Annotated in this window: 22 protein-coding genes; 15 read left to right on the top strand and 7 right to left on the bottom strand. The window is 61.8% G+C overall.

Annotated elements, in window-relative coordinates:
- Positions 1–2: 2 nt before the first annotated feature.
- Complete coding sequence (locus tag EFB14_RS11330; protein WP_125842497.1) at positions 3–428, bottom strand: response regulator; 426 nt, start codon at positions 426–428, stop codon at positions 3–5.
- Positions 415–2,589 carry a sensor histidine kinase gene (locus EFB14_RS11325; RefSeq protein WP_210303003.1) on the bottom strand — a complete coding sequence of 725 codons (2,175 nt, stop codon included), beginning with the start codon at positions 2,587–2,589 and terminating at the stop codon, positions 415–417. Before EFB14_RS11325 ends, EFB14_RS11330 begins: the two co-directional genes overlap by 14 nt.
- A 162-nt stretch (positions 2,590–2,751) precedes the next feature.
- Between EFB14_RS11325 and EFB14_RS11320 the strand changes: the two genes are divergently transcribed.
- The 3 genes from EFB14_RS11320 to EFB14_RS11310 all read left to right on the top strand — a co-directional run bounded on the left by EFB14_RS11320 (position 2,752) and on the right by EFB14_RS11310 (position 4,783).
- Positions 2,752–3,129, top strand: a complete 378-nt coding sequence (locus tag EFB14_RS11320) for a response regulator (RefSeq protein WP_125842499.1) — start codon at positions 2,752–2,754, stop codon at positions 3,127–3,129.
- A 480-nt stretch (positions 3,130–3,609) separates the two neighbouring features.
- Positions 3,610–4,314 carry a helix-turn-helix transcriptional regulator gene (locus EFB14_RS11315; protein WP_125842501.1) on the top strand — a complete coding sequence of 235 codons (705 nt, stop codon included), beginning with the start codon at positions 3,610–3,612 and terminating at the stop codon, positions 4,312–4,314.
- A gap of 31 nt (positions 4,315–4,345) precedes the next feature.
- Complete coding sequence (locus tag EFB14_RS11310) at positions 4,346–4,783, top strand: response regulator (protein WP_125842503.1); 438 nt, start codon at positions 4,346–4,348, stop codon at positions 4,781–4,783.
- 49 nt (positions 4,784–4,832) lie between these two features.
- Here EFB14_RS11310 and EFB14_RS11305 read toward each other — a convergent pair whose 3' ends face one another.
- The 4 genes from EFB14_RS11305 to ybaL all read right to left on the bottom strand — a co-directional run bounded on the left by EFB14_RS11305 (position 4,833) and on the right by ybaL (position 10,525).
- The gene (locus EFB14_RS11305; RefSeq protein WP_125842505.1) at positions 4,833–5,549 is read right to left on the bottom strand and encodes a sensor histidine kinase; all 717 of its coding nucleotides are present in this window, start codon (positions 5,547–5,549) and stop codon (positions 4,833–4,835) included.
- A gap of 93 nt (positions 5,550–5,642) precedes the next feature.
- Entirely contained in the window at positions 5,643–8,186 is a 2,544-nt protein-coding gene (gene secD, locus EFB14_RS11300) for a protein translocase subunit SecD (RefSeq protein ID WP_126825342.1), read from the bottom strand.
- A gap of 83 nt (positions 8,187–8,269) precedes the next feature.
- The gene (locus EFB14_RS11295) at positions 8,270–8,650 is read right to left on the bottom strand and encodes a hypothetical protein (RefSeq protein ID WP_126825339.1); all 381 of its coding nucleotides are present in this window, start codon (positions 8,648–8,650) and stop codon (positions 8,270–8,272) included.
- A 54-nt stretch (positions 8,651–8,704) separates the two neighbouring features.
- Positions 8,705–10,525: a YbaL family putative K(+) efflux transporter gene (ybaL, locus tag EFB14_RS11290; protein WP_125842511.1), complete on the bottom strand. Its 1,821-nt coding sequence runs from the start codon at positions 10,523–10,525 to the stop codon at positions 8,705–8,707.
- A gap of 79 nt (positions 10,526–10,604) precedes the next feature.
- Here ybaL and EFB14_RS11285 point away from each other — a divergent pair, with 79 nt between their 5' ends.
- On the top strand, positions 10,605–10,865 hold the full coding sequence (locus EFB14_RS11285) for a helix-turn-helix domain-containing protein (RefSeq protein WP_125842512.1): 261 nt from the start codon (positions 10,605–10,607) through the stop codon (positions 10,863–10,865).
- Positions 10,866–10,871: 6 nt separating this feature from the next.
- On the opposite strand, the gene EFB14_RS11280 is transcribed toward EFB14_RS11285, so the two are convergent.
- Entirely contained in the window at positions 10,872–12,293 is a 1,422-nt protein-coding gene (locus EFB14_RS11280; RefSeq protein WP_126825336.1) for an ArnT family glycosyltransferase, read from the bottom strand.
- A gap of 636 nt (positions 12,294–12,929) precedes the next feature.
- On the opposite strand from EFB14_RS11280, the gene EFB14_RS11275 reads away from it, so the two are divergent.
- The 11 genes from EFB14_RS11275 to fliF all read left to right on the top strand — a co-directional run bounded on the left by EFB14_RS11275 (position 12,930) and on the right by fliF (position 23,167).
- Positions 12,930–14,564: a globin-coupled sensor protein gene (locus EFB14_RS11275; RefSeq protein ID WP_126825331.1), complete on the top strand. Its 1,635-nt coding sequence runs from the start codon at positions 12,930–12,932 to the stop codon at positions 14,562–14,564.
- Positions 14,565–14,627: 63 nt separating this feature from the next.
- Positions 14,628–14,924, top strand: coding sequence for an STAS domain-containing protein (locus tag EFB14_RS11270; protein ID WP_088680415.1), 297 nt, complete (start codon positions 14,628–14,630; stop codon positions 14,922–14,924).
- Positions 14,921–15,286, top strand: coding sequence for a chemotaxis response regulator CheY1 (cheY1, locus tag EFB14_RS11265; protein ID WP_003570362.1), 366 nt, complete (start codon positions 14,921–14,923; stop codon positions 15,284–15,286). The genes EFB14_RS11270 and cheY1 overlap by 4 nt, the downstream gene beginning before the upstream one ends.
- 17 nt (positions 15,287–15,303) lie before the next feature.
- Positions 15,304–17,604: a chemotaxis protein CheA gene (locus tag EFB14_RS11260; protein WP_125842518.1), complete on the top strand. Its 2,301-nt coding sequence runs from the start codon at positions 15,304–15,306 to the stop codon at positions 17,602–17,604.
- A 4-nt stretch (positions 17,605–17,608) separates the two neighbouring features.
- Positions 17,609–18,076: a chemotaxis protein CheW gene (locus EFB14_RS11255; RefSeq protein WP_125842520.1), complete on the top strand. Its 468-nt coding sequence runs from the start codon at positions 17,609–17,611 to the stop codon at positions 18,074–18,076.
- Positions 18,073–18,981: a protein-glutamate O-methyltransferase CheR gene (gene cheR, locus EFB14_RS11250; RefSeq protein ID WP_125842522.1), complete on the top strand. Its 909-nt coding sequence runs from the start codon at positions 18,073–18,075 to the stop codon at positions 18,979–18,981. The genes EFB14_RS11255 and cheR overlap by 4 nt, the downstream gene beginning before the upstream one ends.
- Positions 18,978–20,021: a protein-glutamate O-methylesterase CheB gene (gene cheB, locus EFB14_RS11245; protein ID WP_125842524.1), complete on the top strand. Its 1,044-nt coding sequence runs from the start codon at positions 18,978–18,980 to the stop codon at positions 20,019–20,021. The genes cheR and cheB overlap by 4 nt, the downstream gene beginning before the upstream one ends.
- Complete coding sequence (locus EFB14_RS11240) at positions 20,021–20,410, top strand: response regulator (RefSeq protein ID WP_003556488.1); 390 nt, start codon at positions 20,021–20,023, stop codon at positions 20,408–20,410. The genes cheB and EFB14_RS11240 overlap by 1 nt, the downstream gene beginning before the upstream one ends.
- Positions 20,407–20,961 carry a chemoreceptor glutamine deamidase CheD gene (gene cheD / locus EFB14_RS11235; RefSeq protein WP_126825328.1) on the top strand — a complete coding sequence of 185 codons (555 nt, stop codon included), beginning with the start codon at positions 20,407–20,409 and terminating at the stop codon, positions 20,959–20,961. The genes EFB14_RS11240 and cheD overlap by 4 nt, the downstream gene beginning before the upstream one ends.
- A 16-nt stretch (positions 20,962–20,977) precedes the next feature.
- Positions 20,978–21,370, top strand: coding sequence for a chemotaxis protein CheT (gene cheT, locus EFB14_RS11230; RefSeq protein ID WP_008523780.1), 393 nt, complete (start codon positions 20,978–20,980; stop codon positions 21,368–21,370).
- A 108-nt stretch (positions 21,371–21,478) separates the two neighbouring features.
- Positions 21,479–23,167, top strand: a complete 1,689-nt coding sequence (gene fliF / locus EFB14_RS11225) for a flagellar basal-body MS-ring/collar protein FliF (protein ID WP_125842528.1) — start codon at positions 21,479–21,481, stop codon at positions 23,165–23,167.
- Positions 23,168–23,317: the final 150 nt, after the last annotated feature.

Raw genomic sequence — 23,317 nt, 5'->3', positions numbered from 1 at the left:
TGTCAGTCCTCGAGCGGCAGGATCGCGATTTCGAACCAGTATTCCTTCAGCCGCTGGATTGCGGCAAACAGCCCGTCGAGATCGACCGGCTTCTGCACATAGGTATTGGCGCCGAGCGCATAACAGCCTTCGATATCGCGCTCGTCGTCAGAGGTTGTGAGGATGACGACGGGGATCTTGCGCCAGCCGTCGTTCGATTTGATCGCCTCCAGCGTTTTGCGGCCGTCGAGGCCCGGCATGTTGAGATCGAGCAGGATCAACCCCGGCTTCGGCACCATCGTGCCGAGCATGTCGAGCGCTTCCTGGCCGGAGGCCGCCCAGCGGATCGAGTTGCGCAGATTGGTGCGTTTGAACGCACGCATCGTCGCTTCGAAATCGTCTTCGCTGTCTTCGACGATCAGGATCGGTTGCGTGTCACGCTGCTGCATTCTGTCCCTCACGCTTTTTCCCCAAGGTGAAATAGAATGTGGTACCGGCGCCGACCTCCGATTCCAGCCAGATATCGCCATTGTGCCGGGCGATGATCTTGCGGACGAAGGTGAGGCCTGCTCCGGTTCCGTCTTCGGAATCCTGCGACTTTTCGAGGCGCTTGAAAATGCGGAAAATATCCTCGTGGAATTCTTCCGGAATGCCCTTGCCGTTATCCTTAACGAAAAACACGTTGCGGGCAACCGTGCCGTCCTCGCCGACATACCGGTCGAGATAGCCGATCGAGACGAGCGGCGCAGGCTTGTCGTTGTATTTGATCGCGTTGGTGATGAGGTTGCGGAACACTTCGGTCAGCCGCGGCGCGTCACAGATCACCTCCGGCAGTCGGCCGTCGATGATGACCTTGGCATGCCGTTCCTCCAGCAGAAGCTCCATCGTCGCGACGACGTCCTTGACGATCAGGCTGATATCGGTGCGTTTGACCGCCAGCTGCTGCCGCCCGAGGCGGGAGAAATAGAGGAGGTCGTTGACGAGCTTCTCCATGCGCTGGCTGAGGCGCACGAGCCGGTTCAGCCGTCGCACGCCGTCCGGGTCGAGCTTGTCTTCGTAGTCTTCGAGGAGGAAACGGGAGTGATTGTGCAGGCCGCGTAGCGGTTCCTTGAGATCATGCGAGGCGATATAGGCGAATTCGTCGAGGTCGTGGTTGCTGCGCTCGAGATCGGCCGTATAGGCCTCGAGCTGGGCAAGCGTCGTTTTCATCCGTTCTTCCTGCCGAACACGCTCGCTGATATCGCGCACGATGCCGACGAAGGTCTTGGTGTAGCCGGTGATGACAGCGCTGATTGAAACATCGATCGGAAAGACGATGCCGTTCTTGCGTCGTCCGGAGACCATGCGCGTCTTTCCGATGATTCGCTCCTCGCCGGTTTGCAGGTAATGGGTGAGATAGCCGTCATGCTCGGAATGGTAGGGTTCGGGCATCAGCATCTTGATGTTTCGGCCGATCGTCTCCTGCGGCGAATAACCGAACATGCTCTCGGCCGCTGGATTGAAGCTTGCGATCGTTCCACGCTCGTCGATGACGATGACGGCATCGGGCGTGCTGCGCACCAGCGCGCCGAAGCGGACGCGCTCGTTTTCCAGGTGATGGGTGTTGCGCATGAAATAAAAGATGAGAATGGCGATCAGCCAAAGCGTGGCAGCCGTGATGGCGCGGTTGGCGATCTCCTGCCAGAACGCCGCTTCGTCGTGCTTGACGGCGAAGAAGCCGAGCATCAGCAGCACGGTGCAGGCAAAGGCGAAGAAAAGCGGCGCGTTCCTGTTGCCGAACCACAGCGCCGTCAGCACCAGCGGCACGTAGAGAATACCGTTGGCAACACCCAGCGGCGTATAGAGATCGACGAGAAGGCCGGTGAAGCAGACCGCAGCCGGGACCCAGAGCGGGATCTGCGCCCGGTTCGCCGGCTGCATCAGCCAGGACCTTGCCAGAAGCCCCGAGCCGAAAGCGACCACGCCGACCGCCGTGTGCAGTGCCATCGCCGCATAGACGCCCCAGCGATAGCCTTGTTCGGCATCGGTGACATAGCCGGCCAGCGCGATCATGCCGAGTGTGATGACGATGTAGCTCGTCAGCTCCTGCACCACCTGGCTTTTCGACCTTCCGGCCCGAAGCGAGAGCAGCAGCGAAAGATTGGCGATCAGGAAGATCAGCGCCGTGTTCGGTCCCATGCCGCCGCCGATCTGCGCCATGAAGTCGGGCGGGATCAGGAACTGCGACACCAAGACATCGACATTGTGGAAGGTCCGCCCGAGGGTAATGATCTCGACAAGCCGTGCCGCGGCGATCGCCGCCGCCAATCCCGTCGTGATCGCCGCCGTCGCCCGAAAGCGGCGGGCGGCGAGCGTCGATGCGACGAGCCCCGCGCCGGAAAGCATAAAGCAGAGCGCCGTGTTGAAGGCCATCGAGGGAAAGTCTGGAACGACCGAAATGATCAGCTTGATCTGCAGCAGCCAGCCGGCAAGAACGGTTGCGCCGAGAAGAACCATCAGGCAGCCGACGGCAATCGCGAAGGCACGGTAGCGCCACCGCCTTGGGTGGTCCTGCAGGTTCAAATCGCTCCCATCCTGCACCCGCGTATCCTCCTCGGTTCGCGCGGCCATTTTTTCCGAAATCGAGGAATACTCAATAGGCAAGCGGAGGCCGTGCCGTGCTTTTTGCGAAGTGATTCACGCTGAGGTATATCGAATTTTAGCAAAACGGCGTTATCGTGATGTAGAAGGACAGCGAGGATCATCTGAACAATATCTAGGTTGCGGTGCTGGATGCCTACTTTATTTTACGTCGACGACAGCAGGGATGACCTCTTCTATCTCGACTATATCAGCAGGAAGCAGCAGATAGACGTCGATCTATTCTGTTTTTCGGCCGCCGAGGCAGCGTTCGAGGCGCTGGAGCGGCGCGTGGCGGACGACAAGGCCGTGCCCGAGCTGCTGATCGCCGATCTCTATATGCCGCTGGACAGCGGCATAGAGCTGATGAACCGGCTGCGCCGGGATAATCGCTTCGAGGCGATGCGGCTTGCCATCTGCAGCGGATCGGATGCCGACGAGGACCGCGCGCGTGCGCTCGAGGCTGGTGCCGATTTCTATCTGGAAAAGCCGCTTGACCTTGCCGCCATTATTCTCAATCTTGAAGTGTAGGAAGCGGCGGACGCTTCGAGGCCTATTCTCCGCCGTTCGCCTGAGTCATACGAGAAACCGCAATTGACAAGGTCGAGGACGCATCCCAAGATGCAACCGAAGCGAAGACAAGGGAACGCAAAAATAAGCGCTGAGAGAACCGATCCACCCGCGTTCGCCGCCACGAACATCAGCCAACCCCTTAGCTGAATGGGCCTATCGGCTCTCTCGCGCTTACGTCTGGCACTGCCTTCTCGCATTCATGGATGTTGAATGCAGGAAGATTTACGATACCCAGGTAAGAACTACTGCCCTCAGTAAAACTGCCCGTGCATCACCTGTAGTTGAGATAATTGATGATATCCGCCTTGCATATCGAAAGTCCCCGTTTCGATACTTGTCATCAACCGTCTCGCAATTTTTGTAGCTCTTCGCGTTTAAGACGTATATCCCAAGATTTCGGGATCGGAGGGATTGGCGGGAGGAGAGGATAGAGTGGGAATGAACAATGCCCCGGCAATTCCCTTTCATGCCGGACCGGAACTCAGCCGGGCCATCAACCGCACCGATTTTTTCCGTCTGCTGAAGGCGGCGGCGCAGCACTATAAATTTGAAAATTTCGCGCTTGCCCGCATTTCCGAAGCTTCGGCTCCCTTCGGCGAACGCGATATCGTCATCACCAATGTCGCCGAGCGGCGCGTCAGCCTTTTCATCACGAGTTTGAAGGAAGCGCTCGGAACCGCGCGGGCAAAGTCCGCCCAGTTCCTGGCGACGCCGGTCCATGGCCGGAGCGCCCAGCCGGAAGGCTTTACGTCCGATCGCGTTTTCAACGAGTTCCGCAGCGGCGTCTTCCTCTTCATCCCGTTGTTCACGCCGGAAGGGCGGCGATATTGCCTCGTGCTCAGCGGCGAGCGTCAGGAGCCCGACCAGAGCGAGATCGCCGACATGCTGCTCGACGCCATGCGCATCTTCGACAAGCTTTACGAGGAGATCCTGACGCCGGAAATGTCGGGGCGGCTGACCCAGCGCGAATCGGAAATCGTCAAATGGACGAGCGAAGGCAAGACGTCGGCTGAGATCGCCATCATCCTCGGTCTGTCTGAACATACGGTCAATTCGCACATCACTGCGGCAGCGCGTAAACTTGACGCCGTGAACCGCGTTCATATGGTGGCGATCGCCTTGAGAAACGGCTTGGTTTCGTGAAATTGGTTTCGGGATTGGGGAAATTAAGACGATGATCGCCGAAGCAACGCGAAAGGGTCAAGTAAAGGTTCTCTTTGTCGACGACGAATTCATTGAATTCCGCGCGCTCAAGAAGAAGATTGCCGATCTCTCGGAGCCTGTCGTCGAACTCGAATATTCGCAATCGATCGGCGACGCCTTGGAAAAGGTCCGGGCGGCGCGCTTCGATCTCATCCTGCTCGACAATCGCCTCATGCCCAATGCCGATTTCCGCGACACGGTACCGGAGTTGCGCGGCATCGGCTACACCGGCCCGATCGGCGTCGTTTCGACCGATATTTCAGGCGGCTATTTCCAGGAATTCCCGAATTACGGCGTCGATTTCCGCATCGGTAAGGACGAAATTGACGTCCAGGCGCTGCAGCATATCATCCGCGAATATGTGACCTACGCCGTTCCGGATTTCTGGAAGGACGACTACAGCATCTAAGCGATTCCGGCAAAAGCGCGTCGCGATCCTCGGTATCCTGTTATAACTATCAGGCGACGGGAAGGCGAATGGTGAAGCGGCTGCCGCTTTCATCCGAATGCTCGAGGCTGACATCGCCGCCAAGCGCCGTGAGAAACTCCCGCGCAGTCGTCAGCCCCAGTCCGGCGCCGGGGACGGCGCCTGCCTTCGGCAATTTCCAGAAAGGCTCGAATATCCGTTCCCGATAAGCGGGATCGATACCCGTTCCGTTGTCGGAAATCCGGATAAACCAGTCCGCCCCCTCGCGCTCTGCCGTCATGATCACCTGCGGCGGCGATTCGCTACGATAGGTCAGCGCGTTAGACAGGAGATGCCGCAGCGCCAGGCTGAGCAGGGCGGGGTCGGTGCGGATCAAGGGCAGGCCTTCACTCGCGAGCGTGGCATCGTGCACCGCGGTTTCATCTGTGAGTTCACCCCAGATCGTCTCGGTCAGCGCCTGCAGATCGACTTCTTCGGGCGTCACCTGAGGTGCTCCGCCGGCAAGGCTCATCAATGACTTGGTGAGGCGCTGGGCCGTCTGCGCCTTCTCCATGATCATCCTGAGACTTTGAAGCTGTTCGCCGTCGAGCGTCTCCTCCAGGTCGTCCAGAAGCAGCTCGGCATACATCGCGATGTGGCGCAGCGGCGATTGCAAGTCGTGCGAGGCTGTCGCGAGAAAACGTTTGATCCGCTCCTCGCTCTCGCTGGCCGCATTGCTGTCTGACAGACTCGTCGGGTTGGATGACATTTGGCAAATTCCCCGATCCTGATAGCCGACAATAGAAAAAGGGCGCAGGTTCTGCAACCGGCGCCCTCCACAATGATGCGTTAACAACCGCAGTTAGCTCGCGGACTTGCGCGGGCGACCCTGTTCCGGCGGGATGATTTCGACATCGCTTGCCGGAGCCGCCTTGGCATGGCGGCGGCGCCAGTCGCCGAGGAAGAGCAGGATCGGAGCTGCGATGAAGATCGACGAGGCGCCGGCCACGAGAATGCCGAAGACCATCGGGATCGCGAAGCTCGACACGGCGCTGCCGCCCCAGATCGCCATCGGCACCAGGGCGAGGAAGGCCGTCGCATTGGTGTAGAGGCTTCGCGCCAGGGTCTCGTTGATCGATTTGTCGATGATCTCGCGCAACGGCATCGACTTGTAGAGCCGCATGTTTTCGCGCATGCGGTCGTAGACGACGACCTTGTCGTTCACGGAGTAACCGACGAGCGTCAGGATGGCGGCGATGGCCGTCAGGTTGAAGTCGAGGCCGGTGATCGCGAAGAAGCCGATCGCTTTGGTGACGTCGAGCACCAGGGTGACGATGGCGCCGACGGCGAACGGCCATTCGAACCGAGCCCAGATATAGATGAGCATCGCGAAGCTTGCGATCACGACCGACAGGATACCGGCCGAGGCAAGCTCGCCGCTGACCTTCGGGCCGATGACGTCGGTACCTTCGACCGTTGCGCTCGGATCGATCTTGGCGACTTCGGCCTTCAGCTTGGTTACTGCTGCCGTCTGCGCCTCTTCGCCGCCTTCCTGCCGCTGGGCGCGAACGAGAATGCTGTTGTTGTCGCCGAAGGACTGGAGTGTGATTTCGCCGAGACCGAGACTATCAAGGCCCTCGCGGAACTTCGCAAGATCGGCCGCGCCCTGGGTCCTGACGGACATCTGAATGCCGCCGCGGAAGTCGACGCCGTAGTTGAGGCCGGGATGGATGAAGAGCACGACGGAGGCGATCGAAAGCAGCGCCGAAACGGTGACGCCGAAGAAGCGCGCCTTCATGAACTGGATGTGCTTGTCATAGGGGCTGAAGGGGATCAGCGGCCGGATGTTCAGCACCTTGAGCTTGCGGCGGCGGGTGATCTCGATCATCGCGACGCGGACGAAGGCGACGGAGGTGAACATCGAGATGATGAGGCCGAGCGCCATGGTCACGGCAAAGCCGCGAACCGGACCCGAGCCGAAATAGAACAGGATGGCTGCTGCGATCAGAGCCGTCATGTTGCCGTCGATGATGGTCGAATAAGCGCGGCGGAAGCCGGTATCGATGGCGGCGAAGGCGCTCTTGCCCTTGCGCGTTTCTTCGCGGATGCGCTCGTTGATGAGAACGTTCGCGTCGACCGCAAGGCCGATACCGAGAACGACGCCGGCGATGCCCGGCAGCGTCAACGTTGCGCCGACCAGCGTCAGGGCCGAGAAGGTCAGGAACGTGTGGATCAGCAGCGCCACGTTCGCCAGGATACCCCAGGTGCCGTAGAGAACGAAAATGAAGGCTGCAACCAGGATAAAGCCGACGATGCCGGAATAGATGCCCATCTTGATGGCATCGGCGCCGAGGTCGGCGCCCACGGTGCGTTCTTCGATGACCGTCAGCTTGGCAGGCAGGGCGCCAGCGCGCAGCATGGCGGCAAGCGTCGTTGCGCTGTCGGCTGAGAAGCTGCCGGAGATCTGGCCCGAGCCACCGGTGATCGGCTCGCGGATGACGGGCGCGCTCAGCACCTTGTCGTCGAGGACGATGGCGAAGGGATTGCCGACGTTCTGGCGGGTGATCTCGGCAAAGCGGGTGGCGCCGGCGCTGTCGAAGCGGAAGCTGACGACCGGCTCGTGCGTGTTCGGGTCGAAGCTGACGCGGGCATCCGAGAGGCGGTCACCTGAGATCTCGACGCGGTCGAGGACCGGATAGGTCCTGCCCTCGGCGTCGTTCATCATGGTGACGCCGGGCCCAGGGGCGTTGTTCGGCGAAAGCATGTGGAACGACATCTTCGCCGTGGAGCCGAGAAGTTCACGCAGGCGCGACGGATCCTGCGCGCCCGGAAGCTGGACGAGCACGCGATTGCCGCCGATGCGCTGAATGGTCGGCTCGGAGACGCCGACCTGGTCGACGCGCTGGCGGATGACTTCAAGGCTCTGCTGGACGGCATTGTCGACATTGGCGGAGATTCCGGCCGGCGAGAAGCCGACGGTGATGGTGGCTCCGTTCGCCGTGACGTCGAGATCCGTCTGGCCGGCGCTGATGCCGGTGCTGATCGGGTTGGCGAGCGTCTTGAGGTCGGTGACGGCCGCATCGCTCTGCGAGGCATCGGCGAGCGTCACGACGATCTGGTTCTGGCTGCGGACGACGGCCTTCGGCTGGACGCCCTTTTCGCGCAGCACGCGGCGCGCGTCCTGAAGCAGCGATTGCAGCCGCTCCTTGGTGAGGTCGGCTTCGTCGACTTCCAGAACGAGGTGCGAGCCGCCGCGCAGGTCGAGGCCGAGCGACACCTGGTCATGCGGCAGCCATGCCGGCACGCGCTGGAGGACGGATTGCGGCAGGGCGTTCGGCAGGGCGATCAATAGGCCGATCACGATGATCACCGTATAGGTGAACACCAGCCATGGTGAAGTACGCATGTTGTATTCCTTGATAATCGGGGGCCGGCGCTCGAGCGCTGGCAGCATGTCTCAATGGCAGGAAGCGCCGCTCGGCGCGGGCGTCAGGCAACAGCTGGCGGTGCGCGCGGCTGATGGGTCCTGAAATTTGCGGCATGAAGCGGCGCTTCGAATGCCGGAAGAGGGGCTGATATGTTCCAGTCGGCGAAATCGAGAACCGGGGTGGTGGCAAGGGCAGGCGTTCCGACGTCGTGCGCCGCCTGTTTCGGCGCAAGCCTGCGCTCGGCGGCGAGCACGCCCCGCACGGCATCGCGCGCCGTCAGTTGCGGCGACTGCGGATCCCGGCCGGAAGAAGAAAGCGTGTTGACGGCGACGGCAGGCGAAATGAGCAAATTGCCGCCGAAGAGCAGGCCGAGATAGGCAAGGATGGCGACGAGCAGGGAAGCGGCGACACGATTGGTCAGACGGTGCTGGTCCAGCTCCATCTCCTCCGTCCCGGCGATGTCACTCCCGTATCGGCTCAAAAGCGCGCCAATCTCTCATTCTTTTTCCGGCGGAGCAGTGCCCGTCGGGATAATTGTATCAGGCTCATGTCTGTCTTCATAGGGCACACTCTCATGATGCACTTGAGCCAGCCGGTCAACCATGCCAAGCGCAATTTCACGTTCGCCCATGATGACGGTGTCGGCGCCATATTGCTTCAACTCGTCGACCTCGGCGTCGGAATGGGCGCGGGCGACGATGAGGATCGACGGGTTGACGCTACGCGCCTGCTCGGCGATGCGGCAGGCCTCGAAGGCGTTCGGGATAGCGATGGCAAGGCTGCGCGCAGTCGAAAGATTGGCAAGATCGAGCGTTTCTCTCGCCACCGCATTGCCCATGAAAGCTTCGATGCCCTGCGCCTTCAACTCGCCGATGCGCTTGTCGGAATCCTCGATGACGAGGAAGGGCGTACCCGATGATTTGAGGTTCTGCCCGACGATCTTGCCGACGCGTCCATAGCCGATGAGGATGGCGTGGCCGTTGAGGGCGGTCGGATGCACGTCGTCGTCTTCGGCGGGCAGTTGCTGCTGAGCGATGGCTGCATCCGTGGCGGGAGCGGGCTCGGCTGTGGCTTCCTCGCGTTTTGTCCCTTCGAGAAGCGGCCGTAGACGATCGCAGAGGAAGAACAGCAGCGGATTGAGAACGATCGAGATGATGGCGCCGGCAAGGATGAGATCGCGGCCCTCCTCCGGCAACAACCCGAGTTCGACGCCGAGGGCGGCGAGGATGAAGGAGAATTCGCCGATCTGGCCGAGGCTTGCTGAAATCGTCAGCGCCGTGCCGAGCGGCTTCTTGAAGGCGAGTACGATCAGAAGGGCGGCGACGGACTTGCCGATGACGATGATGAAGATGGTGGCAAGGATCGGCAGCGGCTTGTCGATCAGGATGTTCGGATCGAACAGCATGCCGACCGAGACGAAGAAGAGTACGGCGAAGGCATCGCGCAGCGGCAGGCTTTCCTGCGCGGCGCGATGGCTGAGCTCGCTTTCGGCAAGCACCATGCCGGCGAAGAAGGCGCCGAGCGCCAGCGATACGCCGAAGAGCTTCGCCGCCCCGAAGGCGACGCCGAGCGCGATCGCGAGCACGCCCAGCCGGAAAAGTTCGCGCGAGCCGGTATGGGCGATTCGGTGCATCGTCCAGGGAATGAGCTTGCGGCCGAAGACCAGCATCAGCGCCACGAACAGCACCACCTTCACCAGGGTCATGGCGATCATGCCGCCGACGCCGAGATCGAGGCCGAGCAGGCGGTTCAGCCCCGCCGAAAGCGGCTCGACGGGGCCGTGGCCTTCACCGCCGATGCTGGCTGCGGCCGGGATCAGCACCAGCGCCAGCACCATGGCGAGATCCTCGACGATCAGCCAGCCGACGGCGATCCTGCCGCGCTCGGTCTCGACGAGCCGCCGTTCCTGCAGCGCCTTCAGGAGCACGACGGTGGAGGCGACGGACAAGGCCAGGCCGAAGACTAGGCTGCCGCCGGTCGGCCATCCCATGAAGGCGCCGAGCCCCCAGCCGAGCAGTGTGGCAAAGGCGATCTGTACGATCGCGCCAGGTACCGCAATGCCGCGCACCGACAGAAGATCCTTCAGGGAGAAATGCAGCCCGACGCCGAACATCAGCAGGATAACGCCGATTTCGGCAAGCTCCGGCGCAAGGCTCTGGTCTGCCACGTATCCCGGCGTGTGCGGGCCGACCAGCACGCCGGCGATCAGATAGCCCACCAGCGGCGGCATGCGCAGCCGGTGGGCGATGGCGCCGAAGATGAAAGCCAGCACGAGGCCGCCGACGATCGTGGAAATCAAGGGCGTATCGTGTGGCATCGCTGTCTCCCGATCTGGAAATCCCGTTCGTAATATGACATATATGGTCTATATCGACCAATATGGGTAACTTGAAATCATGGGTCAAGCCGCCAGGGAAACAATTCTGAGCCCCGCTCTCTGCCGGGCCGCACGTGGCCTGCTCGATTGGACCCAGACGGACCTTGCCGAGAGGGCCGCCGTCTCACGCAGCACGATCCGCGATTACGAGGGACGCCACCACGACATCCACCGTGCGACCGAGGCGCAGCTGCGCCTGGCCTTCGAGGAGGGCGGCGTCAAATTCGTGGAGATCGAAGGGGCCGGCACCGGTCTCTGCCTCCCCAAGCGGATGGATTGATCTTACTCAGGGCGCCAGGCAGGCGGCGGAAACCTTGTAGATATAGAGCGCCTTGCCCTTGTAATAGCCCTCTGTCGGCCGCCAGTTCTTTAGCACCTCAGGCGTTTCGGTGGCGCAGGTGAAGGGGCTGTCGGTCAGGAAAAGCACCTTGCCGGTGATATCGGCGGGCAGGGCGAATTCCTGCTCGTAATAGCTTTCGGGAAGCCCCGCCGGAGCCCGCGCATAGATCCTGTAGGGTGCATCGCGCAGCGTATAGAACAGGTCGGCGACCATGTCGCGATCGTTGGTGACGATGACGTCGGTGCCGGCCTGGCCTGTAAGCGCCGCGGCCTCGCGGCTGACCTCGGCGCGGCCGAGATAACGCTTCATCAGCTCGTCGCCGTTCGGCAGCAGCACCTGCTGCGGGAAAATCGTCGCCAGCGGAAAGAGCAGGCTTGCGATGCCGTTGATGGTGAACGACAGCCTGAGCCCCTTCGGCCACAGCCGATAGAGCAGCCAGACGGCAAGGACAGTCCCCGCGACATAGGCGGTCACGGCCCAATTGGCATAGGCCTTGGCGATCGTTGCCTGCAGGGTGATGAGCAGGACCACCGGCATCGACAACCAGACCAGCAACTTTTCCCGGTCGTCGCTCCGGGCCTTGATCATGCGATAGACCGCCCAGAGGATTGCGAAGAAGATGATCGGCCCGACGACGCCGAACTGGGCGGCGAAGAATTCCAGCCCGCCGCGGATATTGATGCCGGGTTCGCTCCAATGGGCGATGTCCTGCGTATGCCGCACCGTCGTATTGTCGTGCCTGAGGTTCCACCAGAGGTTCGGCAGGGCGACCAACGCCGACACTGCGACCGCGATGACAAAATCCCGAATGGCGATGCGCGCCGCCGGAATGAGCAGGAGTGCAAGCGCACCGCCGGGAACGACGAAGAGCACCGCATATTTCGTGAGGAAGGCAAGGCCGACGCCGAGCCCCATGATAAGCGCCAGCCCGACCGAGCGTCGCTGCGTCAGGCCGAAATAGGCAAGCAGGGCGATTGCGATGAAGAACAGCAGGATCACATCGGTCGAGAAGAACACCGAGGAAAGCGCAACACCTGGAAGCGTGATGTAGGTGACTCCCGTCCACCCTTCGATCTCCGGCCCGACGAAACGCTTTGCCGTCTTCATCAGCACCAGTGCCGCCGCCATGTGGATCAGCGGTCCGAGCAGCCTGATCCAATAGATGGCGTTGGAGCCGGAAAGCTCGGTCATCGCCCGGATCACCCAGGCGATCATCGGCGGCTTCGAGTAATAGCCGAGATCGAGGTTCTGCGACCAGAACCAGTACTGTGCCTCGTCGACGAAAAGGTCCGTCGCATCGAAATGAAGCGTGACGACCCGCCAGAGCGTGAAGCCAAGAACGATGAGGAGACCAGATCTGGGGGACATGAACCGATAGTTCCGCTGACATGAAAGGCGCGAGTGCGATACACCAAAGGTGCCGGACTGCCAACGGGGGAGGGGAGAGATGAGCCGCCTTTTAGAACACCCGAAGCGCGCGGATGTCGCGGTTTGCGGCGATGGAATCGAGGCGGGCGACGGCTGCGAGCACCGTCATTGCGATCAAGCAGGAACCCAATGCGAGAACAATCATTGCTCTGTCCTTGTCGACGTCATGTCTTGGTTGTCGACCGGCCTATAACACGGAGCTTGCGTGTGCCTTGTAGCAGCCATGCAACTGCGCGGCAGTATTTCTCGCGAACTGCCTTGAATTGCTTCAAAAACCCGCACTGCGAAAGGCTTATTAACCTTCAGGCAAGGAATTAACCATAAACATTGGTTTACACGTCGGAATGGGAAGATGCACTCGTTCCCACCAGGCATGACGCCGTACCGCCGTACCGGGTTGATCCGGTATCCATCTCTTCAGACAGCTCCGAAACATAGCTGATCAGGGGGCTTCGATCCGCCGGTTGTCACTGGCGGTGAGAACGGTCTCCACGCTTTGTGTCCATCGGATGCTGCGAAAGTTTTTGGCCGGGCATTCGCCCGGAACGTGGTTGGGGACAGGCGTTGAGGCAGGATATGCCATCAGATCAGGCTCGTGGAGCGCAGGCAGGCAGCTTGCGCGACCGCCTGCGCTTTGCCGGTCTCGATGCCGACCAGTGCGAACTGGTCCGCCGCAACCGGCCGGCCCTTGAAGCGCATTTGAAAGCCGGCCTGCGCGACCTCTTCCACAGGTTCCAGTCCTTTCCCGACGCCGCGCGCAATTTCGAGAGCGAGCGCCAGGTCGACCGCCTGCATGATCTGCAGTCCTCGCATTGGGATGTGCTGACGGATGCGCGGTTCGACAGCCTCTATGCCGAGCGCGTCAAGGTTCTCTCCGATACCGAAAGCAAGATGGGGCTCGACCCGCGCTGGCACGTGGCCGGTCACGGCGTCATGCTCGAGCATGTGGTTTCCGGCCTCGCGCAAGAGATCGCCGGCCGTCCCTTGCTGCCGTCGGCCAAGCGCCGCGCGCGCGAAATCTCCGACCTGATGACGGCGATCATCCGCATCGTCATGGTCGATGTGGAAATCGCTGTCTCGCTCCGCTTCAATGCGCTGCGCGCCACCCAGAGCCGCGCGCTCGCCGATCAGCGCGCCGACAGCGAAGCCGAGATCGCCAGGATCTTCGGCGATGTCATCGAAGGCCTTTCTGCTCGCGACCTGACGCGGCGCGCGCCCGTCGAAGGCGATGGCGCCTATGCCGGGATCGCCGCTGCGCTGAACGGTGCACTGGATGGCCTGCAGGCCGAATTCACCGCCATCACCGAGCGCACTGACAAGGCCGAGGCGGCGACCGGCTCGCTTGCCGGCCTGTCGCGGCAGTTTGCCGGCACCGCTTCCGGCCAGGCCGACCGGCTGCAGCTTTCCGCCGCTGCCCTTGCCGGCATCGCCGGCAGCGTGCGCGACGGTGCGGCCGAGAGCCGTGCCGCCGAACAGGCGGCCGCTTCGACGCGCGCCGCCGTCGAGGAAAGTGGCGAGGTCGTCGGCCGGGCGATCAGCGCCATGGCCGATATCGAGCAATCGGCCGAAAAGATCGGCCAGATCATCGGGGCGATCGACGAGATCGCCTTCCAGACCAATCTTCTCGCGCTGAATGCCGGCATCGAAGCTGCTCGCGCCGGCGAATCCGGCCGTGGTTTCGCCGTCGTTGCCCAGGAAGTGCGCGCCCTTGCTCAGCGCTCGGCCGAAGCCGCCCGCGAAATCAAGACGCTGGTGACGACGACCAAGGCGCAGGTCGACGCCGGCGTGCAGATGGTCGGCCGGACACAGGATTCGATCGGCAGCATCGTGCGCCAGGTCACCGACATCAACGCCGCCATCGCCGGCATCGCCACAAAGACCGGCGAGCACGCCGCAAGCCTTGATGGCGTCACATCAGACGTCAAGGGCCTGGGCGCCGAGGTGGCCGATAGCGCCGGTCTTGCCGAGCGCTCGGCGCAAGGCGCCGACCATCTCCACACGGTCATTCTCGAACTCGGCCAGACGATTCGCGAATTCCGCATCGCCCGGGAAAACGCCCATGCCGGCCGCCCGGCGCCGGTTCGCGTGCCGCCGTCGCGCGCCATCGAGGCGGCTTCCCGTCCGGCCGCGGTCGAGGACGACTATGAAAATGACGATTTTGGCTTTCCGCAGCCCCTCGCGAGCATCGGAGGTGGGCGGAATGTTTACTAACCTATCGGATTATCGCCTCAGCTCGTCTTCTCGGGCCGGCGACAAGGGGACAAGGAAAAGCTGATGGTAGCAAAGAAGAGTGGCAAGACGCTGAATTTGACAGCGGTGCTCGACCTCAACGAGGCTTCCGCCTTGCGCGACAAACTCCTCTCGTTGCGGGGCAGTGGTCTTTCTATCGACGCATCGGGCGTCGAACGGATTGGTGCTCTTTGCGCTCAGGTTCTGATGTCCGCCGAGAAGACCTGGGAGCAGGACAAGCAGCCGTTCACCTTTTCCAAGGTGTCCGATGCATTTCAGAAAACCATGCAGCTGGTTGGCGTCAATATTGACCACCTGCTCGCCAAGGAGATTCGGCAATGAAGAAAAAAGTGCTTACCGTGGATGACTCGCGCACCATCCGGAACATGCTTCTGGTGACGCTAAACAATGCCGGCTTCGAGACGATCCAGGCCGAGGATGGCGTCGAGGGCCTCGAGGTTCTCGAAGAGTCCAATCCCGACGTCATCGTGACCGACATCAACATGCCGCGTCTCGACGGCTTCGGTTTCATCGAAGGCGTCCGCCGCAACGAGAAATATCGGGCGATCCCGATCCTGGTCCTGACCACCGAAAGCGACGCGGAAAAAAAGAATCGCGCCCGCCAGGCCGGCGCCACGGGCTGGATCGTCAAGCCTTTCGACCCGGCCAAACTGATCGATGCCATTGAGCGCGTAACCGCTTAAACCCAGGATTTTCTCCTATGGATATGAACGAAATCAAAGAGATCTTTTTCCAGGAGTGCGAGGAACAGCTCGCCGAGCTGGAATCCGGTCTTCTGAAAATGAATGATGGCGATCGCGATCCGGAAACCGTCAACGCGGTGTTCCGTGCCGTGCATTCGATCAAGGGTGGCGCCGGCGCCTTCGGCCTTGACGATCTGGTAGCCTTCGCCCATGTTTTCGAGACCACTCTCGATTGCGTTCGTTCCAACAAGCTTGAGCCGACCCAGGACGTCCTGAAGGTCATGCTGAAGTCGGCTGACGTGCTCGCCGACCTGACGAATGCTGCGCGCGACGGCGGCAGCGTCGATGAAAGCCGCAGCCGCGGTCTCGTCAAGGAGCTCGAAGCGCTGGCCAACGGCGAACTGCCGTCTCCTTCCGCAGCCGCCGAAGCCCCTGCGCCGAAGGCCGCCGCAAAGCCGGCAGCATCGGCTGCGCCTGCGGCCACTCCCAAGCCGACCGACGACAGCGGCTTCCAGCCGGTTCCTTTTTCTTTTGACGATTTCGGCGGCGAGGGCGATGTCGGCTCCGGCCTGCCGGCCTATGAAGTCATCTTCAAACCGCGTTTCGAGCTCTATTCCAAGGGCAACGACGCCACTCTGCTGCTGCGCGACCTCTCGCGTCTTGGCGAGATGACAATCTATTGCAATACAGACGCCCTGCCGGGCCTCGAGGAGATCGATCCTGAAGGGGCCTATTTCTTCTGGAACGTGACGATCAGGACGGACAAGGGTGAAGACGCCATCCGCACCGTCTTCGAATTCGCCGAGTGGGATTGCGACCTGACGGTGAAACCGGTCGACGAAGCGGCTGGCAATACAAGCGCCAACGAGGAACTGCCGATGGTGCCGGTTCCCTTCGACCTGTCGATCCTGGATGAAACGGGCGCAGCCGAAGTGAGCTCCGCCGGCAATAGGGCCAACGAGACGGCCGCAGCCGTTGCCGCCGCCGAGACCGCCTCCAACGTCACGCAGATGGCCGCAGCCGCAGCCCGTGTTGAAAAGAAGGAATCGGCAGCCGCAGCAGCAGCGGCAGCAGCCGCAAACGCTGCCGCCCAGAACAATGCCGCCGGTGCCGGCCAGACGATCCGCGTCGATCTCGACCGTGTTGACCGCCTCATCAACCTCGTCGGCGAACTGGTCATCAACCAGGCGATGCTGTCGCAGAGCGTCATTGAAAACGACACGACCGGCACCTCCTCGATCAACATGGGTCTGGAAGAGCTGCAGCAGCTCACCCGCGAGATCCAGGACTCGGTCATGGCAATCCGCGCTCAGCCGGTGAAGCCGGTCTTCCAGCGCATGTCGCGTATCGTCCGCGAAATCGCCGACATGACCGGCAAGTCGATCCGCCTGATCACGGAAGGTGAAAACACCGAAGTCGACAAGACTGTTATCGACAAGCTCGCCGAGCCGCTGACCCACATGATCCGCAATGCCGTCGACCACGGCATCGAAACGCCCGAAAAGCGCGCCGCTGCCGGCAAGAACACGGAAGGCACGGTTCGCCTCACCGCCAAGCATCGTTCGGGCCGCATCCTGATCGAGCTTGCCGACGACGGCGCCGGCATCAACCGCGAGAAAGTACGCCAGAAGGCGATCGACAACGACCTCATCCCGGCCGACTCCAACCTGTCGGACGAGGAGATCGACAACCTGATCTTCCTGCCGGGCTTCTCGACAGCCGACAAGATCTCTGACATCTCCGGCCGCGGCGTCGGCATGGACGTCGTCAAGCGCTCGATCCAGGCGCTCGGCGGACGCATCAACATCACCTCCAAGCCGGGTCACGGCTCGGTCTTCACCATGAGCCTGCCGTTGACGCTCGCCGTCCTCGACGGCATGGTGGTCACTGTCGCCGGCCAGACGCTGGTTGTGCCGTTGACCGCGATCGTCGAAACCTTGCAACCGGAAGCCTCCGCGATCCACTCCTTCGGTGCGAACCACCGGCTGATCTCGATCCGCAACAGCTTCTGCCCGCTGGTTGATGTCGGCCGCATTCTGAACTTCCGTGCGACCCAGGCCAATCCGGTCGAAGGTGTCGCGCTTCTGGTGGAATCCGAAGGCGGTGGCCAGCGCGCCCTGATGGTCGATGCCATTCAGGGTCAGCGTCAGGTCGTCATCAAGAGCCTGGAAGCGAACTACACCCACGTGCCGGGCATAGCCGCCGCCACCATTCTCGGCGACGGCCGCGTGGCTCTCATCCTCGATGTCGACGCGGTTGTCGGCGCCTCGCGCGGCCAATCGCTGAAAGCGGAAATGTCGTTAGCAGCGGTGGGATAAGGCAATGTCGTACACTGTAAAAAATCTGAACCAGGGGGATCGCGAGCTGATCGCGTTCCGCATCGGGGATCAGGAATTTTGCGTGAACATCATGTCGGTTCGCGAAATCCGGGGCTGGACCCCGGCGACCGCGATGCCGCACTCGCCGACCTATATGCTAGGTGTCATCAACTTGCGCGGCGCGGTGCTGCCGATCATCGACCTCTCGGCCCGGCTCGGCATGAAGCCGGCCGATCCGACCGCCCGTCATGTCATCATCGTCGCCCAGGTCCGGCGTAAGGTCGTCGGCCTGCTGGTCGATGCCGTTTCCGACATCCTGACGGTCACCGACGAGGTTGTTCAGCCGACGCCCGAGATCTCCTCCGAGCTCGAGCGTCAGTTTGCCCGCGGCATCCTCGCCATCGAGAAGCGCATGATCTGCCTGATCGAACTTGAAGCCCTCATTTCCGAAACCGAAAGCGAAGCCGCATGAATGCAATGGGCGCAAAAGATCAGAGGCAGGGCGCCGACGAGGTCCTGGCGAGCGGGGAATACCCGCTGACGCGCCGCGACCTCACGGAGATCGCCGCGATGATCTATTCAGATGCCGGCATCTTCCTCAACGAGACGAAGGCTTCGCTCGTCTATTCGCGCCTGTCGAAACATATCCGCAATCTCGGCCTGTCCGGCTTCCGGGAGTATTGTGCCCTCGTCGCTTCGCCGGCCGGTGCTGCGGCGCGCCGCGAAATGCTTTCGCATCTGACCACCAATTTCACCCGCTTCTTTCGCGAAAATCATCATTTCGATCATCTGCGCGATCATGTCCTGCCCGAGCTCCTGCAGCGCGCGAGATCGGGCGGCAGGGTGCGCATCTGGTCGGCTGCCTCCTCCGACGGGCAGGAACCCTATTCGATCGCGCTGACGGTGCTGTCCCTGATGCCGAATGTCGCCGATTACGACTTCAAGATCCTGGCGACCGACATCGATCCGAAGATCCTCGCGATCGCCCGGGCCGGTGCCTATGACGAAAGCGCGCTGGAAACCGTGTCGCCCGCCATGCGCAAGCAATGGTTCAGCGAAGTCGAGGTGCAGGGGCGCCGGAAGTTCCAGGTCGACGACCGCGTCAAGCGGCTGATCACCTATAACGAGCTGAACCTGATGGCGCAGTGGCCGTTCAAGGGCAAGTTCGACGTCATCTTCTGCCGCAACGTCGTCATCTATTTCGACGAGCCGACGCAGATGAAGATATGGCAGCGTTTCGCCGGCCTGCTGCCGGAAGGCGGCCATCTCTATATCGGCCATTCCGAGCGTGTTTCGGGCGAGGCGAAACACGTCTTCGACAATATCGGCATCACGACCTATCGCTACACCGCCAAGGGTCCCGGGAGGAAGGCATGAGCGCGCCGGCAAGGGTTCTTGTTGTTGACGACTCGCCGACGATGCGCGGCCTGATCACTGCCGTCCTGAGTTCGGACCCCGAAGTCAACGTCATCGGCCAGGCCGGCGATGCGCTGGAAGCGCGCGAGGCGATCAAGCGGCTGAACCCGGACGTCGTGACGCTCGACATCGAGATGCCGAATATGAACGGTCTCGATTTCCTCGAAAAGATCATGACGCTGCGTCCGATGCCGGTGATCATGGTTTCCACCATGACGCATCGCGGCGCCGAGGCGACGCTTGCGGCGCTTGAGATCGGCGCCTTTGACTGCGTCGGCAAGCCGACGCCGGGCGAACCCAGGCCCTTCGGCGACCTCGCAGAGAAGGTGAAGGCCGCCGCGCGCACGCAGCGCCAGTTCTCCCAACGCGTGGCCGCCCCCGCGCCGCCGCCCGCCGTCGCCGACTTCCGCGTCGGCCGCAAGATCGTCGCGATCGGCTCGTCGACCGGCGGCGTCGAGGCGCTGATCGCCGTGCTGCAGAAGTTTCCGGCGAATTGCCCGCCAACCGTCATCACCCAGCATATGCCGCCGACTTTCACCAAGAGCTTCGCCGAGCGGCTGAACCGCCTCTGCGCGCCCGTGGTGCAGGAAGCGACCGATGGCGCCCGTCTCGAAATCGGCAAGATCTATCTGGCGCCCGGCGGCGAACGTCATCTTCAGGTCAGCAGCGCCTCCGCACCCTGTTGCCGTCTCGTCGACCGCCCTCCGGTCAACGGTCATCGTCCGTCGGTCGATGTGCTGTTTGATTCGGTCGCGGAACTGGCCGGCCGCAACGCCGTCGGCGTGATCCTGACTGGAATGGGCCGCGATGGTGCGGCCGGATTGTTGAAAATGCGCCACGCCGGCGCCAGAACACTCGGCCAGAACGAAAAAACCTGTGTCGTTTACGGAATGCCAAGGGTTGCCCACGAACTTGGCGCCGTTGAGCAGCAGCTGCCACTGTCTGCCATCGGTGAAGAAATATTGAAAATGACAGCCGCCCGAAAGGAAGGGACCGAATAATGTCGATCGCGGAGAAAATCAAAGTTCTGATCGTTGATGATCAGGTAACGAGCCGGTTGCTGCTCAGCGATGCGCTGACCCAGCTCGGTTTCAAGCAGATCACGTCCGCAGGCGACGGCGAGCAGGGCATGAAGATCATGGCCGAGCAACCGCACCACCTGGTGATCTCGGACTTCAACATGCCGAAGATGGATGGCATCGGCTTCCTTCAGGCCGTGCGCACCAATCCGAACACCAAGAAGGCGGCGTTCATCATCCTCACCGCCCAGGGTGACCGCGCGCTGGTGCAGAAGGCGGCCCAGCTCGGCGCCAACAACGTGCTGGCAAAGCCGTTCACGATCGAAAAGATGAAAGCTGCTATCGAAGCCGTGTTTGGAGCCTTGAAATGATCACTGAGGGGGCAGCCCGCCGCGTGCACATCATTCAGGGCGAGTACAAGGTTCTGAGCGATCCGAATGCGGTGCTCTCGACCATTCTCGGCTCGTGCGTGGCTGCGTGCCTCCGAGATCCCATCGCCGGCGTCGGCGGTATGAACCACTTCCTGCTGCCCGGTACGGCGAACTCGCCGATGACCGGCGGCGATGCCACGCGCTACGGCGTGCATCTGATGGAACTGCTGATCAACGGTCTCCTGAAGCAGGGCGCCCGGCGCGACCGGCTGGAGGCAAAGATCTTCGGCGGGGCGAAGACGATCTCGACATTCTCCAATGTCGGTGAGCAGAACGCGGCCTTCGCCATGCAGTTCCTCAGGGATGAAGGCATTCCGGTGGTCGGCTCCTCTACCGGCGGCGAGCATGGACGCAAGCTTGAATATTGGCCGGTCTCCGGTCGTGCCCGGCAATACCCCCTGACCGGCGCCGAAACACAGAGAACCGTCGCTCTCGAGCAGCGTCCCGCCGCTCCGCAGAAGCCCGTCGAAACCAGTATCGAATTTTTTTGATGGCGAGGATTTTCATATGACATTTACCCCTGTGATGGAGCCGCCGGCGCCTGTCGAAGCGCTGAGCGATATCCTGATGCGCATCGTTTCCGAACTGCACGACGTCGCCTACCTCATCGAGCGTATCGAGCCGCAGCTTCTCGAACTCGGCGGCGGCGCCGACGTGCTGAATTCGCCGGATGCCATGAAGGTGATGCAGGGTATCGATCTGGCTGTGCAGAAGTCGCGCGGCCTTGCCGAATTCATCGACACCATTACCGGCGAAATCCCGCACGGCTGGACGGTGGACGTCGCCACCGCCCTCAGCCTTGTCAAGCTGGCGGAGATGCAGAAGGCGCTGGGCGGCGCCACGCGCCACGGCCATTCACAGCCGCTGAGCAAGGCCGCCGGCGACTTCGATTTCTTCTAGGAGCTTTTCGCTCCGCACTCTTCACGAAACGCTCGCACAAGTTTCGCCGATTATTCGTCAGATGGGCAATAAGCCTGCTTTGTCTTTGACGGATCGTGCGAGAACAGAATGAATCTGTTAAATCAATTAGTTCAGATTTTTAAGAACTTTGGCGCCCTAGGCCGAACACGCCTGATGATTCTGGGAGGCGTCGGCGCCGTTTCCATCGCAATCGTCCTTGCGGCTGCCCTTTTCGTCAACAAACCGGCGCAAGAAACGCTTTATGTCGGTCTTGATAACCCTGATCTGAACCAGATCAGCATGGCGCTTGCGGAAGCCAACATCAATTTTCAGGTCGGCACGGATGGCTCAAGCATCACCGTTCCCGCGGGGATGACGGGCAAGGCCCGCCTGATGCTTGCCGAGCGCGGCCTGCCGAACAGCGCCAACGCCGGTTACGAACTCTTCGACAATGTCGGTTCCCTCGGCCTGACCTCCTTCATGCAAGAGGTGACGCGGGTTCGGGCGCTGGAAGGCGAAATCGCACGCACCATCCAGTCGATCTCGGGCATCACAGCCGCCCGCGTCCATATCGTCATGCCGGAGGTCGGAAACTTCCGGAAGGCGGAGCAGAAGCCGACCGCCTCGGTGATGATTCGCGCAAGCGCGGCCACCGGCCGCAGCGCCGCCACCTCGATCCGCCACCTCGTCGCCTCGGCCGTGCCGGGGCTTGACGTCGATGACGTGACGATCCTCGATTCCGCCGGTCAGCTGCTCGCTTCCGGCGACGATGCGAGCAACAGCTCGCTGAACCGCTCGCTCAACATCGTCCAGAACGTCCAGCAGGAAGTCGAATCCAACATCGACAAGGCGCTCGCACCCTTCCTCGGCATGGACAACTTCCGCTCCAGCGTCACCGCCAATCTCAACACCGACGCCCAGCAGATCCAGGAAACCACCTACGATCCGGAATCCAAGGTCGAACGCTCGGTCCGCTCGACCAAAGAAGCCCAGCAGTCCCAGCAGAAACAGTCCGACAGCGCGACGACCGTCGAGCAGAACATTCCGCAGGCGGCTCCCCAGGCCGGTGGCTCAGCAGGACCCGAATCGCAGGATAAGTCCGACAAGCGCGAAGAGCAGACCAACTACGAAATTAACAGCAAGACGACGGCGACGACCCGCAACAGCTACAAGGTCGAGAAGCTTTCGATCGCGGTGGTTGTCAACAAGGGCCGTATCGCCAAGATGGTCGGCGAACCTGCCGACCAGGCCAAGATCGACGCCTATCTTGCTGAAATGCAGAAGATCGTCGCTTCGGCGGCAGGCATCGACGCCAAGCGCGGCGACGTCGTCACCGTCACGGCGATGGACTTCCTCGAGAACCAGCTGCTCGAAGAGGCCAGCGGCGGCGTCCATGTCATGGATATGCTGAGCCGCAACCTTGCCGGCATCATCAATTCGCTTGCCTTCGTCGCGGTCGCCTTCGTGGTCGTCTGGATGGGGCTGCGGCCTCTGGTTCGCAGCGTCAACGGCAACTCCACTGCGGTTCTCGGCGACGCCACGCCGGAAGCGGCCGGCCTCGAGCTTCCCGACTTTGCGCCAGCGGCCGGGGTGCCCGGAGGGGCTCTCATGGATGGCTTCGGCTCCGACTTCGGCTTCGACAGCACCGAGGATCTTCTCAGTCTCGGCGACGACGACGGCAACTTCAACCGTCGCGTCAAGGAAGGCCCGGAACGCAAGCTTGCCCGCATGGTTGAGATCAACGAGGAACGCGCCGCGAAAATCCTCAGGAAATGGGCGATCGACGACGCAGCATAAGAAAAGGCCGGGCAACCGGCCTTCAGACTGCTGACAAACCCGTCGATTTTTTCGGCGGGTTTTGCTTTTTTGGCGATTGGATTTTTTGCCGGTTGTGTTTTGGCGGAGGGCGAAGAGAGGTTTCGGCTTACGCCGTGGCCGGTTTTGGTG

This window comes from Rhizobium fabae, from assembly GCF_003985135.1.
In the GTDB taxonomy this organism is placed as follows: domain Bacteria; phylum Pseudomonadota; class Alphaproteobacteria; order Rhizobiales; family Rhizobiaceae; genus Rhizobium; species Rhizobium pisi.
Note: the sequence above shows the minus strand (reverse complement) of the source record. Positions and strands in the feature narration are given on the sequence as shown.

Bases quoted from the DNA above. Each gene is read 5' to 3' on its own strand.
- EFB14_RS11330 (WP_125842497.1), bottom strand. From the start codon at position 428: ATGCAGCAGCGTGACACGCAACCGATCCTGATCGTCGAAGACAGCGAA.
- EFB14_RS11325 (WP_210303003.1), bottom strand. From the start codon at position 2,589: ATGGCCGCGCGAACCGAGGAGGATACGCGGGTGCAGGATGGGAGCGAT.
- EFB14_RS11320 (WP_125842499.1), top strand. From the start codon at position 2,752: ATGCCTACTTTATTTTACGTCGACGACAGCAGGGATGACCTCTTCTAT.
- EFB14_RS11315 (WP_125842501.1), top strand. From the start codon at position 3,610: ATGAACAATGCCCCGGCAATTCCCTTTCATGCCGGACCGGAACTCAGC.
- EFB14_RS11310 (WP_125842503.1), top strand. From the start codon at position 4,346: ATGATCGCCGAAGCAACGCGAAAGGGTCAAGTAAAGGTTCTCTTTGTC.
- EFB14_RS11305 (WP_125842505.1), bottom strand. From the start codon at position 5,549: ATGTCATCCAACCCGACGAGTCTGTCAGACAGCAATGCGGCCAGCGAG.
- secD (WP_126825342.1), bottom strand. From the start codon at position 8,186: ATGCGTACTTCACCATGGCTGGTGTTCACCTATACGGTGATCATCGTG.
- EFB14_RS11295 (WP_126825339.1), bottom strand. From the start codon at position 8,650: ATGGAGCTGGACCAGCACCGTCTGACCAATCGTGTCGCCGCTTCCCTG.
- ybaL (WP_125842511.1), bottom strand. From the start codon at position 10,525: ATGCCACACGATACGCCCTTGATTTCCACGATCGTCGGCGGCCTCGTG.
- EFB14_RS11285 (WP_125842512.1), top strand. From the start codon at position 10,605: ATGGGTCAAGCCGCCAGGGAAACAATTCTGAGCCCCGCTCTCTGCCGG.
- EFB14_RS11280 (WP_126825336.1), bottom strand. From the start codon at position 12,293: ATGTCCCCCAGATCTGGTCTCCTCATCGTTCTTGGCTTCACGCTCTGG.
- EFB14_RS11275 (WP_126825331.1), top strand. From the start codon at position 12,930: ATGCCATCAGATCAGGCTCGTGGAGCGCAGGCAGGCAGCTTGCGCGAC.
- EFB14_RS11270 (WP_088680415.1), top strand. From the start codon at position 14,628: ATGGTAGCAAAGAAGAGTGGCAAGACGCTGAATTTGACAGCGGTGCTC.
- cheY1 (WP_003570362.1), top strand. From the start codon at position 14,921: ATGAAGAAAAAAGTGCTTACCGTGGATGACTCGCGCACCATCCGGAAC.
- EFB14_RS11260 (WP_125842518.1), top strand. From the start codon at position 15,304: ATGGATATGAACGAAATCAAAGAGATCTTTTTCCAGGAGTGCGAGGAA.
- EFB14_RS11255 (WP_125842520.1), top strand. From the start codon at position 17,609: ATGTCGTACACTGTAAAAAATCTGAACCAGGGGGATCGCGAGCTGATC.
- cheR (WP_125842522.1), top strand. From the start codon at position 18,073: ATGAATGCAATGGGCGCAAAAGATCAGAGGCAGGGCGCCGACGAGGTC.
- cheB (WP_125842524.1), top strand. From the start codon at position 18,978: ATGAGCGCGCCGGCAAGGGTTCTTGTTGTTGACGACTCGCCGACGATG.
- EFB14_RS11240 (WP_003556488.1), top strand. From the start codon at position 20,021: ATGTCGATCGCGGAGAAAATCAAAGTTCTGATCGTTGATGATCAGGTA.
- cheD (WP_126825328.1), top strand. From the start codon at position 20,407: ATGATCACTGAGGGGGCAGCCCGCCGCGTGCACATCATTCAGGGCGAG.
- cheT (WP_008523780.1), top strand. From the start codon at position 20,978: ATGACATTTACCCCTGTGATGGAGCCGCCGGCGCCTGTCGAAGCGCTG.
- fliF (WP_125842528.1), top strand. From the start codon at position 21,479: ATGAATCTGTTAAATCAATTAGTTCAGATTTTTAAGAACTTTGGCGCC.